This window comes from Exiguobacterium sp. J17977 (assembly GCF_018616375.1).
GTDB classification, from domain to species: Bacteria; Bacillota; Bacilli; order Exiguobacteriales; family Exiguobacteriaceae; genus Exiguobacterium; species Exiguobacterium mexicanum.
In genome coordinates this window covers 23242-35746 of the sequence record NZ_JAEQBB010000003.1, presented here as the reverse complement: position 1 = coordinate 35746, position 12505 = coordinate 23242, and the positions used below count along the sequence as shown (strand labels likewise).

Sequence of the window (12505 nt, the reverse complement as noted above, 5' to 3'; positions counted from 1 at the left end):
TGATATATGTTTTAAAAGCTGTCACATGGGAATAATCTGAACTGTAAGGCATTTTAAAACTTATTCATTACTTCCATTGTTCCATAAAATTGTTAGTGAGAACAATGGACAAAACAGGACAGAGAGGAGAATGTTGTTATGGGTTGGATTATCACATTAATCGTCGGGGGTATCATCGGTTGGTTAGCAGGTCTTATTTTAGGTAAAGACGTGCCAGGCGGCGTCATCGGGAACATCATCGCTGGTATCATCGGTGCTTGGCTTGGTGGCCTCATCTTCGGAGACTTCGGTCCTGCAGTTGGCGGCATCGCGATTATCCCAGCACTTCTCGGTGCGATTATCTTGATTTTAATCGTATCGTTCGTTATGAAATCAATGAACCGCAAGCGTTAAGCTACGGCTCATGAAAACGGGACCCTCGCCGAGGGTCCCGTTTTTTGTCATGTCAAAACGAGATAGATGGCCTCATCCCGCTCGATGAACCGCTTCTCGCTTTGTAAGCGCAGGAACGTGAAAATCGACTCGAGCAACGTCCGGTCGTAGCGCCATTCGACGCCAAAATCCGTGTCGACCCGTTCATTCGGCTCACCTAAGAGCGCGATCAGGTCGTCGGGCCGCTTCTGTAAATCGATATCGATGCGATCGACCCGGCCGTCGACAAATCGGAGCTCCATGCCGTCGTAACGCCAGACGTCGCCCCGTTCGATCGGTTCGCCGAGCTCGTCGACGACCGTCTGTTCCCGTTTGTTCATGAGCGCCTCAAGCGTCTCAATCGAATGACCCGTTTGCGCCTCGACCTCGATTTCAATCAATTCGGCCCGTTCGAGGTCGAATTGTCCGGCGACCGTCTCGGATTGGTCCGGCAATAAGCCAAACGCTAGTTGCGCATCTTCCGTCAACGTCACGTCCTCGGTCTCGGTAACCGTTTCCCCATCAATGACGGCGACGGCTTTGACGTCGTAGCGGCCCGGCATGCGAACCATCTCAACTGCTTCGCCTGCCTCATCAATCCGTCCCGCCTGCACCCCGTCGATCCAAATATTCGTCAGCGGGACGTCTGCCGACGTCCGCAACGTCTTCGGCAACAACTCGATTCGATAATCCGCAAAGCCGAACCGCCCTTCGCCCGTATCGACGAGCCGGAACAATCCGTCCGTCTCCATGCCTTGCGTCCGGTCGGACCGGTCCTGTGCCACTTCCGAGATGGCCTCACCGCGGATCGACTTGTCTTCATTCAACCACCCCATAAACCGGAGCGCCTCGGCTTGCGTGAGCGGTTCCGTTTCATATTCGACGTTCTCCTGGAAAAAGCTGACGTCTTCGGTCAACAAGGCGTCCTTGAAGCGGACGTGAATCTTGTCGTTAGCGGCAGCCGGTTTATATCCCCATTGATAGAACGCACCGACCGCGAGGCCGATCCCGAGCGTCACGAGGAGACCGAGGTAAATGTTTCGTCGCCGCGACGGTTTCTTCGATCGTACATATGCCATCCGTTCCCTTCCTCTCTCTACTTGCTATTGATATCAGTGTAGGGTGAATCGACTGTCCGGACAATCGTTCTTCCGCCCGAATTTCCATGTTATGATGAAATGGATTAGTCATTCATGAATGGAGGAGTCAGCATGCACACTGAGGACAACTGTATCTTTTGTAAAATCGTCAACAATGACATCCCGTCGTATAAGGTATACGAGGATGACGCCGTCGTCGCGTTCCTCGATATCTCTCAAGTCACGAAAGGACATACGCTCGTCATCCCGAAACACCACGCCCGTAACATCTATGAATTGCCGACCGACGTGGCCCGTGACGTCTTCCAAGCCGTCCCTGCCGTCGCGAACGCGATTCAGCGTGAAACAGGCGCGATCGGGATGAACGTGTTGTCTAACGCCGAAGCGATTGCCGGGCAGACCGTCTATCACTTCCACATCCACCTCTTGCCGCGCTACGGGGAGGCGGACGGATTTGGCGCCAAATGGGAAACGCATCAAGACGCGTACTCATCTGACGACATGCAGGCGATTGCTGCCGGTATTAAAGCAAACCTATAACAAGCAAATGGACCGATCGCCCCATGTGCGACCGGTCCATTTTTGTCTCGCGCCTCATGACGAGTTGATTGAATCGAGATGGCGCTTCCGCTCCTCTTCGATTTGGGCACGCTCGACTTGTAATTTAATCGCCTGCTCGTATAACTGTTGCCGCGATTTGACAGATTCCGCTTGTTCGAATTCTTTTCTTAACAAATTTAGACGGGCGTCTATTTCAATCAGTCGCTTTTCAAGCAAAGTTTGTTTCCGCGTCTGTTCGTTCTGTTCCGACGCTTCATATCCCGCCTCGAGTGCTTCCATTATTGTCTGTGCCCAAGGGTCATCTCCCAGTCGCTTGGCCGCGTTATACAGGTCTAACATGTCATCAACCCAACGCTTTTGCATATTCACTGGAGGTCACCTTCCTTTACCCATAGTTTAAAATAAAATGATTTTTCGGTCAAAATTGAATGTTCTGAAAAATTTTATTTAAGATATAGGTTTTTAATCTCTCTTTTTTGGTAAAATAATATGAAAAGAATGTATTCTAGTATCAGCGTGCTCGAGGAGGGGAAAGTATTGTCGAATCACAATCGTCGCGATTGGGTTGCTTTCGGCTTTGTCGTAGCGTTTCTAGGAGCTGTGACCGTGAAAAAACTCGCCCGTGGAACGGCGAATGACGCGGCGGCCAATCAACACCGAGCGTCTACAATCACTACGTTGAAAGAACAATTCCAAAAAGTCGCTAAAGATGCGTCGCAAGTTGCGGCGGCCGGTAAGTTACAAGGAAAAGAATTGACAGATCAAGTGAAAGCCGAAGTCGAACGCTATCAACAAGACATTCAGCCTTCAATCGAGCGGATCCAAGGAAACCTAAACGAGCTTTCGAACGTACAGTCAGATGCGACCGAAGCGAAAGCGGAAAAGGCCAACTGACCCAGTCTGTCGTCATCGCCCGTCGTTTTAGTCACATTGTATCGGAAAGGATGGATCGACATGGAACACGAAAAAGAATTCACTGGCCCTGAGGCCATGCTCTATAGTCATAAAATCATTCAGCTTAGTAAGGCACTGTGGAAGACGGTCGAGAAAGACTGGCAAAATTGGATTAAACCGTTCGACTTGAACATAAACGAGCACCATATTTTATGGATCGCTCACGCCCTCGGCGGCGCTTCGATTTCAGAGATTGCCAAATACGGGGTCATGCACGTATCGACGGCGTTCAACTTCTCGAAGAAGTTAGAAGACCGCGGTTTGCTCACGTTCTCGAAAAAGGAGACGGACAAACGCAATACGTACGTCCAATTGACGCCTGAAGGTGAAGCGCTCTTGCTAGAGACGATTCATGCGTTCGACCCGGAAGAGAACGGCGTCTTCCGTGCCTCGCTCCCGCTCCAAGAACTGTACGGAAAATTCCCGGACTTGACGGACATCACGGCGATCGTTCGCCGCTTGTATGGCGACAACTTCATGGACATCTTCGCAGAAACGTCGAAAATGATCACGGAAGAAGCCGGACGTCGCCCTGAGGACGACGAGATCAGTAAAGAAGCTTGACCTGCCGATACAACGGTTCCGTGACGTCTAGCGCCATCCCTTGGCGCACACACGCCGCGAGAATCGTCTCGGCCTCTAACTGCGGATGAAGCATCCCGACGAAATGAACGAGCAAAGGCTCCACGGACGACAGCCCGTAGCGCATTTGCTCGTTTTGTCGTTCTCGGATATCATCCAACAACGCGAAAAACGCGACGACGTCTTGCCTTGTCAAATTCGCCTTGAGCACCTCATGTTCGAACGGCCGCTCCGACCAATCGACCGCCCCGAGCAACAGTTCCATTTGAAACGATAATTGATTGATTTTCTCTTCTAACGACACGCTCTCCACCCCATCATTTCACATTCTCTTTCATCATTATACGACACGTTTCTGTGCTATGATACTACACAGGCAAGAGAACAGCTGTTATCATTAACAAAATGTGGTATAGTCGGATTTAGAAACTTATAGATTTATAGGGGTGGAATATATGTCAAACGGAATGACGAATGAACCTAACAAACAGAACAAGAAGTTTTCAACAGGCGCCCTCGTCGGCGCGTCAGCGATTGCACTTCTCATCGGTGTCGGCGGCACGTATGCGGCGACAAGCGGCGGGTCTTCTGACAACTCAACAGTTGTTTCTTTTGAAGGCGGCGAAGTGACACGTGGCGAAATCGTGGACAAGAGCTACGATAGCATGGTCCCACAACTTGCGTTCCAAGAAACGATGAACGAATTGCTCGAAAAAGAATATGGCGACAAAGTCGAGCAAGACAAAGTCGATGAAGAGTTCAGCAAGACCGAAGAGCAGTTCAACTCGAAAGAAGAGTTCGAGCAAGCGATTCAACAAGCCGGCATGGCCAGCACGGACGAGTTCAAAGAAGCACTCCGTGGTCAAATGCTCGTCGATGCAGCGAAATCAGAGCTCGTCGAAGTAACAGACGAAGATATCGAAGCGCAATTCGCGAAAGAGAACGTCGAAGTCAAGGCGAGCCACATCCTCGTCGAGACAGAAGAAGAAGCACAAGCGATCATTAAAGAATTGAACGACGGTGCCGACTTCGCTGACGTCGCGAAGGAAAAATCGACAGACACAGGTTCTGGTGAAAAAGGTGGCGACCTCGGTTACTTCTCAGCCGGCGCCATGGTCCCTGAATTTGAAGAGTACGCGTTCCAAGAAGACGTCGTCAACAAAGTCTCTGAGCCGGTTCAGTCACAGTTCGGCTTCCATGTCATCAAAGTCATGGACCGTAAAGAAAAAGACCTTAAACTCGAAGACGAGAAAGATCGTATCCGTGAAGAATTAGCGACTGAAAAAGCCGCTTCTGTCGACGCGAACAAAATCTATGCCGAGTTAATCGAGAAATATAACGTCGATGTGAAAGATGCGAAAGCATCGAAGCAGTTCGACGCCGTGAAAGACGCGCTCAAAGCGGAACAAGAAGGTACAGAAGAAGCTCCTGCCGAGGAATCGACAGAGCAGTAATCAACAAAAGACGTCCCGCGGGACGTCTTTTTTGCATGCCTTTATAATTTCGGTTTATAGAACGCCCGGTTATCGAGCGCCATGACCCGTTCTGTGAACGTCCCTGGCTCGACGCCTTCGAACGCCTTATCGAACATGTTCATCCGGGCATCGATGTTGTCGATAAAGAAGAGCATCTCGGCTTCCGGGAGCTGCGGCGCGTTCGCCGACCCCCACTCCGGTTTCCCGTGATGGCTGAGGACGAGGTGTTGAAGCAACGTCACGACTTCACGGTCGGTGCCGAGCTCGCGTGCCACGACCTCAATCTCGGATGCCATAAGCGACAAGTGCCCGAGCAGTTTGCCTTCGAGCGTATATTCCGGTGTGATTGCGTCCGACAACTCGATCACTTTCGCCAAGTCGTGGAGCACGACGCCTGCAACGAGCAAGTCCCGATTCAATTGCGGATACAGGTCGCACATCGTGTCAGCCAGCTTCAGCATCGACAGGACGTGGAACGCGAGTCCTGAATAGACCGCATGGTGATGGCGTACCGCCGCCGGATACGTGAAGTATGCCTCCTCGTTCCGGTCGACGAGCGCCGTCACGAGTTGTTTCATCCCCGCGTGCGCCATCGCCTCGATATAGCCGCGAATTCCTGTCTCGAGTTCCGACTTCGGCACAGGTGCCGAGCGGACGTACGGCGCGATGTCAGTCTCGCCTTCAATAATGGAAATTTGCTTGAGTTTCAACTGGGTCCGTCCGCGATAGTCCATCACTTCCCCGGAAGCGTGGACGATTTTTTTCGTCGCATATTTGTCCGTATCGGCACTGTCCCACACTTTCGTCTCAATCTCCCCGCTCTCGTCGCATAGGATGAGTGTCAAATATGGTTTGCCGTTGCCGGCGAGTCCGCGATAGGATTGTTTAATCATCACATATTGGTTCAACGTGTCGCCCACTTTGAGCTGACCGATTTTAGTAGTCGTCAAAAAAAGCACCTCTCCTCTTGTCAGTACCTACATCTTAACGAAAGTTCAGGCCAGATGCCAACTTTCTAAGAAAAGCGGGAATACTTCAGAGAGAAGCATATTGGGGGAATGGAAGATGAATTGGAATTGGTATACACGACCAGAAGAAATCGTACATGTCGACAATCACTATGAGGAAGCGTACACGTATTGGCTCGAACAATTGACGACGGCGAAAGTCACAAAAATCATCGTCGAACGTGATTATATGTACGGGTCGCTCACGCTCGACTACGAACAACTCGAACGCGAACCACAAAAAATCGGGCACTATTTCGTGACCCGGGACTTTTTATGGACAATCGGATTCGATGAGCTGTATTGCGAGACAGTGGCCGCGAAGCAATATGACTCACCAATCGAGGCATTCTATGACCTGCTCTCTGAAAAGATGGACTATTATTTCCACGGTATCGATGAGTATGAAGAACGCTTGATGATGACCCAACGCGAGATGAGCGGGCAAGTCCCGCCCGAATTTATGAACGAGATTTTCGGGCTCCGCAGCGAGATTGAACGATGGTCCGACACTGTCGTCCCATATCGTGAGTTACTCATGGCCGGACGTGAGGCGTTCCTTGATGTCGACTTAGATGAATTGAAAGCCTATCGCCTTGCCACGTATCGGGTCGACCGTCTATTGACGTTAATCGAACATTATCAAGCCGATGTCATCGCGTTAACCGACCTCGCCTCGACGCTGTCGAACTTTCGCGGCAACGAAATCATGAAGGCGCTGACCGTCTTCACGGCGTTGACGACACCGGTCGTCGCCTTCGGTGCCATCTGGGGAATGAACTTCAAAGAGATGCCTGAACTGAAGTGGCCGCTCGGTTATCTGTTCGCCTGGATGATGATCATGCTCTTCACAGGCTTGGTCTATGCGTGGTTGAAACGAAAAAATTGGATTGGTTCGCTCTTACAGTTCCCAAATCAAATTCGGAACCAAGAACGCTTGGAAAAACAACGTAAGAAACGAAGTGAGTGAAAAGACTAAAAAAACGAACAAAAGTTCGGTATACTGAAAGGAGCAGATGAGACAGAAAGGTGATGTACATGGAACGATTGATTATCCACGTCGATATGGACGCTTTTTACGCCTCGGTCGAACAACGGGACCGTCCTGATTTACGTGATAAGCCTGTCATCGTCGGTGGCGCCCCCCACAGCCGTGGGGTGGTCGCCACCTGTTCGTATGAGGCGAGAAAATACGGGATTCACAGCGCCATGTCATCACGGCGTGCGTTCGCTCTCTGTCCCCAGGCGACGTTCGTCAAACCGCGGTTTCACGTCTATCGGCAAGTGAGCCAGCAAGTGATGGCCATCTTCAAGTCCATCACGCCGCTCGTCGAACCGCTCTCGCTTGACGAGGCGTATTTGGACGTGACCGAGAACACACTTATGAGCACGTCCGGCCCTTATATCGCGCGCTATATCCTCGGCGAAATCAAGCGCCGGACGGGGCTGACGGCCTCGGCCGGAGTCGCCCCGTCAAAGTTCGTCGCCAAAATCGCCTCCGGGTTCAACAAACCGAACGGACTGACGGTCGTCGAAGCGGCCGATGTCAAATCGTTCCTCGCCCCGCTCCCCATCACGACGATGCACGGCGTCGGCAAAGTGACGGCCCAAACGCTGTTCAAGCACGACTACCATACGATTGCTGATTTGCAGCGCGCGCAACCTGAACAATTGAAAGCCATTTTCGGATTCGACCGCGGGAACCAACTGTATGAACTCGCGTCCGGTCGCGATAGCCGCCCCGTCGTACCGACGCGGGAACGAAAATCGATCGGCTCCGAGACGACATTCGCGTTCGACCTCGATGATCCGGAAGAAGTATATGAACGGGTCGTCCCGGAAATCGAAGACGTGCTTCATCAGCTCGACCGGCGCGAACTCAGCTGCCAGACGGTGACGATTAAAATCAAGACGAGCGAGTTCCAGGCCCGGAGCCACCAAATCAAACTGAATCATCCGACGCACGACCACGACGAGATTAAACGGCTTGCCCGCCGCCTATTCGACGAGATGGCAATCGCTGAACCGGTCCGCTTAATCGGGATGACGGTGTCCGATTTAATCCCCCGTACTGAGACTGCCCGTCAGCTCACGTTCGAGGAGCTGACAAAACCTCCGCTTGAAGAATGAATGACCATTCAGTACAATGAAAGAAAAGGGGGCAGACGGATGGAACAGTATACGATCACAGCGTTCGAGAACGACGGCACGACCGTCTTGAACGATTCATTTACCGCGGCAAGCGATGACGAGGCGAAAACGAAAGGCCTCACGTTGCTCGAGGAAGCCGGGCACCTCCACAAGGGAGCCCGCATCGCACGTAGCGGCCAACTGATCTACTTCGAGCGCTGTAAACTGCCAGGAAAACTGAAAGGCACGGCCTCATAACAGAAGCGCCTCGGGAATCCCGAGGCGCTTGTTCATTCACTATATTTAGCTTCCCACTCGCTGCGCCACTCCGTGTAATCGGGATGCAACTCTTCCGCCGTCTTCCCATCGAGTGAATAGCTCGATCCGGTAAGCGGCTCGGCCGAATCCGGATATGACGTCCCGCCGATGATTTTGCCGTCCACCATCATGACCGAGACGTTCGTCTGGCCGAGTTCTGCGACTTCATCGAGCGGATGGTCGCGGACGATAAAATGCTCTTGTCGAATGTCGCGTCCGATATAGTCATCCGGAGGTGTCATCTGCACTTCCCACGTACTGCGTGTCGGCAATTCAAGCAAATCCGCCTTCTCGAAGCTTGACGTTCCATCCCCTTCATAAGACACGATCTCATAGCCTTGCTCCTCTAAGTACGCCTTGGCCACTTTCGCATCCGTCCCGAGCGTCGGTTTTGACTGTTCACCTTCGTTCGAGCACGCTGCCAGCAAGAGTGCACATACAATGATTCCGATTCGTTTCCACATCGTCTCTCCACCTCATCATTTAGCATTTTTTTACATATTCGGCAGATCGACCAACATGTCCTTCAAAATGGGAATAGGAGTAAAATTGTGAAGATAGCGATGACGGCTGTCACCACTTGCAGCGGCAAGCCGACTTTGACGAAATCGAAGAAACGGTAGCCCCCGATTCCGAACACCATCGCGTTCGTCGGCGAACCGAACGGGGTCATGAATGCGAGTGATGCCGCAATCGCGACGGCGACGACAAGCGGGACCGGGCTCACGTGAAGCGCCGCGGCGAGTGATACGGCGAGCGGTGCGAACAAGACGGCCGTCGCCGTGTTCGAGATGATTTGACTGAGTGCCATCGTCGCGAGGAAGATGGCGACGAGCACCAAGACCGGTCCAGCTTGACCGAACGAATCGCTGATCCACGTGACGAGCCAGCTCATAATCCCGGCATTGTCGAGTGCTTGACCGACGGGAATCATCGCGGCAATCAATAATAGTGAGGACCACTGAATCGATTCATAGGCGACGTCCATGTGGCGCACGGCTCCCGTGAGCACCATCGCCAGCGCAGCGAGCCACACCGCCACGGTCGGATCGACCCATTCGAAAACGAGGAGCGCAATCATCATGAGCATAATCAGCCCCGCTGCCAACTGATGACGCTCCGACACGGCCCGGTTCGCGACATCGGTTACCCGCTCATTGGCGAGCAATAAGGCCGTCTCGTCCCCGGCTCGCTCTAAGTCGTCCCACTCCCCTTGCGCGACAAGCATATCTCCGCGCTCGAGCGGGACGTCTTTCAATCGTGTGAGGGCAATCTCTTCGTTCGGACGAATGACTTGAAGCACGTTCAACCGATATTCGTTGCGCAAGTGACTATCCGATAAACACCGGCCGACGAGCGGGCTATCCGTCGGGATGGTGAAGACGGCAACGCCGCCCGCTTTCCCGTAGACGGCCTTCAAGTCGACCTGTTCGACCGCCACTCCTTCCCTTCGAGCAATCCGCCGGACATCCGCCTCCGCTCCGCTGACATACACTTTCCCTTCGATCAGACGGGTTTCCGCGCGAGCCGTGACGAAGCGGTGCGTCACGCTTTTTTCTTGTTCGCCGACGACGATCAGACCATCTCGCGACCAGTTGACGTCGCGAATCGTCCGTCCGATTAACGGATGCCCTTTCGAGAGGATAAAGGCAAACAGGCTTATGTGCGGCACGGCCGACCGGTGCATCGCCGAGGGTCGCACCTCGTTCGTACCGAGCAATCGGTTGCCGATGACGTGAAAATACAGCAGCCCGACGACTGCCATGACGAGCCCGATCGGAAAGAGCGCGAAGAAACCGAGCGTGCCGGCGGACGTATTTCGTAACGTCTCGGCCGCTACCAGGTTCGGCGGCGTCCCAATCAATGTCATCGTCCCCCCGATACTCGAGAAGAACGCGAGCGGCATCAACAGTTTGGCCGGACTCGTCCCTATCTGTCTCGACATGGCGAGGACGACCGGAATCAATAGGGCGACCGTCCCTGTATTCGACATGAGACTCGACAATAACGTCACGGTGACCATCAAGACGAGAAAGAGACGCACCTCACTCCCTTTCGCGTACGGGATGAGTGCGGCGCCTAACCGCTCGGCCAAACCCGTATGAAATAGGCCGGCCCCGACGATGAACAGTCCGGCAATCATAAGCACGACCGAATTCGAAAATCCGGCCATCGCTTCAACCGGCGTCAATTGATTCGTCAAGACGAGCAACAAGAGGCCGAGGAGTGCTACCAAGTCGGCTCGGAGCCATCCTCCGATAAACCCGATTATCATGATCGTTAAAATCACCAAGGTGACCATTACGTCCACCCTTTCTTGTGAAAGATTCTACAATCTTACTATACCACGCGCATTGTAAGCGTTATCATCAACGGCGTGACAATCTTGGCAACAAAAAAACGGATGGCTCGATTGCCATCCGCATTACGTCTTATTGAACTTCGTTATCATTGACCATCGGAGCGTAAAGCTCTTCAAGTGGCTTCATGATAATTTTCGTCACTTCTGTGACGAGTTGATGCATGCGTTGCTCTTCTTGCATGAGCTCCATGATCAATTCGTTCTGTTGAACGCCCATCATTTTCGTTTGTGCGTCCATCATCTCTTGTTCAGAGATTTCTTCGCCTTGCATCTGCTTCTGTTGAAGCGTCATTTGGATGTCACGGAAGTCAGCGAATAACTGGTTCGCTTCTGCATCCGCATTGACACGATCGTATAGTGAAGAGAGATTTGTGAACTCCTCAGAATCGCGAAGTGCTTTTTCCAATTGGTAAGCATGATCGTACAAGTTTGTTTGTGACATGTGACGTCCTCCTAAATACTATTAGGGCGTGCCCCTCAAATAATGGCAATCAACCCTTGAATCAACCCAATCATACCACCTAACAAGGCGCCAAGCCATGTTATTGCCCGGAACTCTCGTTTTGAGATCGACAGGACGATCTCTTCGAGGTACGACGTATCAAGCGAGCTTACCTGCTCTTGCACGATTTGGTCGATTTTGAGGCGCTCCATGACCGTCTCCATTTGATCCGTGAAGCGAGTGATGACGAGTCGGACTCCGGCCGGGACGAGTTCGTCGACGACGCGGTCTTCGATGTCTCGTGTATACGAGTGGACCGTCCGATCGAGCAACGCTCCGACCGGCAAGCGCGAGACGACTTCCGTCGTCACACCGTCAATCAACCGTTCCTCGAGACGATCGTCAAGCAACGTATCGACCGACCGTTCGCTGAACCGTTCGAACTCGCGCGTAATCATTTCAGCCATCCCCGATCGCGTCGAGCTGCCACGGAGGATATTGATAATCTCAGGACGGATCATTTCGACAAAATTCAAATTTTGCACGAACCCGGCAATGAACCCGAGACGACGCTGGACGAACGAGTCGACCATGTGTCGAAGTTGGGCCTCGCCTTCGACCGAATAGAAATACTCTTCCGATTTGACGAGCAAGGCGTCGACGATTTCGGGAATGATGCCCCGGACGCGGTCCATGCCGTCCTCACCGAGAATCTCATACAGCTTACGCGTCTTTACATCCTCGAGGATGAGCCGAAGCTCTTGGCGGAGCTTCGTGTCCGCTTCTGCCAAGACACGGGTCTCCGCATCCGGATAGAGCGGTTCGATGAGCGACCGAATCGTCTGATCGGAGCGCAGCATCGTCCGTACCTCGCCTTGAACGTAAAACGTGATATGGCCGCCGACCTGTTCATCGAGCAGGCGCTTGCGCATCCCTTCCGGCGTCAACAAATGTTTGACGACGGTCTTACCGAGGCTCGTCGCCAACTCATCTCGCCGTTTCGGGATCAAACCTGGCGTGAACGGGACGCGCATGTTCCCGATATATTTAGGGTGATGGGGCCGGAATAACATTTTGATGGCGAGGAAGTTGGTCACTCCCCCGATTGTCGCACCGATAGCGATCATGATGAATACTTTGACTAGACTCTCCAAACTGTCTGC

General features: G+C 52.6%; 16 protein-coding genes. 8 read left to right on the top strand and 8 right to left on the bottom strand.

Features of this window, described 5'->3' with window-relative positions; genetic code table 11:
- Positions 1–138 precede the first annotated feature (138 nt).
- Positions 139–393: a GlsB/YeaQ/YmgE family stress response membrane protein gene (locus KNO58_RS06375; protein WP_021066710.1), complete on the top strand. Its 255-nt coding sequence runs from the start codon at positions 139–141 to the stop codon at positions 391–393.
- A 47-nt stretch (positions 394–440) separates the two neighbouring features.
- Here the strand turns inward: KNO58_RS06375 and KNO58_RS06370 are convergent, their stop codons facing one another.
- Positions 441–1490, bottom strand: coding sequence for a hypothetical protein (locus KNO58_RS06370; protein WP_214752344.1), 1050 nt, complete (start codon positions 1488–1490; stop codon positions 441–443).
- A gap of 132 nt (positions 1491–1622) precedes the next feature.
- Here KNO58_RS06370 and KNO58_RS06365 point away from each other — a divergent pair, with 132 nt between their 5' ends.
- On the top strand, positions 1623–2051 hold the full coding sequence (locus tag KNO58_RS06365) for an HIT family protein (protein ID WP_021066712.1): 429 nt from the start codon (positions 1623–1625) through the stop codon (positions 2049–2051).
- A gap of 54 nt (positions 2052–2105) precedes the next feature.
- Here KNO58_RS06365 and KNO58_RS06360 read toward each other — a convergent pair whose 3' ends face one another.
- On the bottom strand, positions 2106–2435 hold the full coding sequence (locus KNO58_RS06360) for a hypothetical protein (protein WP_241764606.1): 330 nt from the start codon (positions 2433–2435) through the stop codon (positions 2106–2108).
- Positions 2436–2609: 174 nt separating this feature from the next.
- Between KNO58_RS06360 and KNO58_RS06355 the strand changes: the two genes are divergently transcribed.
- Both KNO58_RS06355 and KNO58_RS06350 read left to right on the top strand, forming a co-directional pair.
- Positions 2610–2966 (top strand): hypothetical protein, encoded by a 357-nt coding sequence (locus tag KNO58_RS06355; protein WP_021066714.1) that lies wholly within the window; start codon positions 2610–2612, stop codon positions 2964–2966.
- A 60-nt stretch (positions 2967–3026) separates the two neighbouring features.
- On the top strand, positions 3027–3590 hold the full coding sequence (locus tag KNO58_RS06350; RefSeq protein ID WP_021066715.1) for an HTH-type transcriptional regulator Hpr: 564 nt from the start codon (positions 3027–3029) through the stop codon (positions 3588–3590).
- Here KNO58_RS06350 and KNO58_RS06345 read toward each other — a convergent pair.
- Positions 3574–3912 carry a DUF1878 family protein gene (locus KNO58_RS06345; protein ID WP_242679007.1) on the bottom strand — a complete coding sequence of 113 codons (339 nt, stop codon included), beginning with the start codon at positions 3910–3912 and terminating at the stop codon, positions 3574–3576. The genes KNO58_RS06350 and KNO58_RS06345 overlap by 17 nt on opposite strands.
- A 151-nt stretch (positions 3913–4063) precedes the next feature.
- On the opposite strand from KNO58_RS06345, the gene KNO58_RS06340 reads away from it, so the two are divergent.
- Complete coding sequence (locus KNO58_RS06340; protein WP_214752343.1) at positions 4064–5062, top strand: peptidylprolyl isomerase; 999 nt, start codon at positions 4064–4066, stop codon at positions 5060–5062.
- A gap of 41 nt (positions 5063–5103) precedes the next feature.
- Here the strand turns inward: KNO58_RS06340 and KNO58_RS06335 are convergent, their stop codons facing one another.
- Positions 5104–5976: an HD domain-containing protein gene (locus tag KNO58_RS06335; RefSeq protein ID WP_214752877.1), complete on the bottom strand. Its 873-nt coding sequence runs from the start codon at positions 5974–5976 to the stop codon at positions 5104–5106.
- A gap of 172 nt (positions 5977–6148) precedes the next feature.
- On the opposite strand from KNO58_RS06335, the gene KNO58_RS06330 reads away from it, so the two are divergent.
- The 3 genes from KNO58_RS06330 to KNO58_RS06320 all read left to right on the top strand — a co-directional run bounded on the left by KNO58_RS06330 (position 6149) and on the right by KNO58_RS06320 (position 8478).
- The gene (locus KNO58_RS06330; RefSeq protein WP_214752342.1) at positions 6149–7060 is read left to right on the top strand and encodes a magnesium transporter CorA family protein; all 912 of its coding nucleotides are present in this window, start codon (positions 6149–6151) and stop codon (positions 7058–7060) included.
- 68 nt (positions 7061–7128) lie between these two features.
- The gene (gene dinB, locus KNO58_RS06325) at positions 7129–8220 is read left to right on the top strand and encodes a DNA polymerase IV (RefSeq protein WP_251026129.1); all 1092 of its coding nucleotides are present in this window, start codon (positions 7129–7131) and stop codon (positions 8218–8220) included.
- 39 nt (positions 8221–8259) lie between these two features.
- Positions 8260–8478: a YhzD family protein gene (locus KNO58_RS06320; RefSeq protein ID WP_251026128.1), complete on the top strand. Its 219-nt coding sequence runs from the start codon at positions 8260–8262 to the stop codon at positions 8476–8478.
- A gap of 32 nt (positions 8479–8510) precedes the next feature.
- On the opposite strand, the gene KNO58_RS06315 is transcribed toward KNO58_RS06320, so the two are convergent.
- The 4 genes from KNO58_RS06315 to KNO58_RS06300 all read right to left on the bottom strand — a co-directional run bounded on the left by KNO58_RS06315 (position 8511) and on the right by KNO58_RS06300 (position 12496).
- Positions 8511–9002, bottom strand: a complete 492-nt coding sequence (locus tag KNO58_RS06315) for a hypothetical protein (RefSeq protein WP_214752340.1) — start codon at positions 9000–9002, stop codon at positions 8511–8513.
- A gap of 62 nt (positions 9003–9064) precedes the next feature.
- Entirely contained in the window at positions 9065–10840 is a 1776-nt protein-coding gene (locus tag KNO58_RS06310; RefSeq protein ID WP_251026127.1) for an SLC13 family permease, read from the bottom strand.
- 130 nt (positions 10841–10970) lie between these two features.
- Positions 10971–11342: a YlbF/YmcA family competence regulator gene (locus KNO58_RS06305; RefSeq protein WP_114166429.1), complete on the bottom strand. Its 372-nt coding sequence runs from the start codon at positions 11340–11342 to the stop codon at positions 10971–10973.
- A gap of 35 nt (positions 11343–11377) precedes the next feature.
- Entirely contained in the window at positions 11378–12496 is a 1119-nt protein-coding gene (locus tag KNO58_RS06300) for a DUF445 domain-containing protein (protein WP_251026126.1), read from the bottom strand.
- Between the last annotated feature and the right edge of the window lie 9 nt (positions 12497–12505).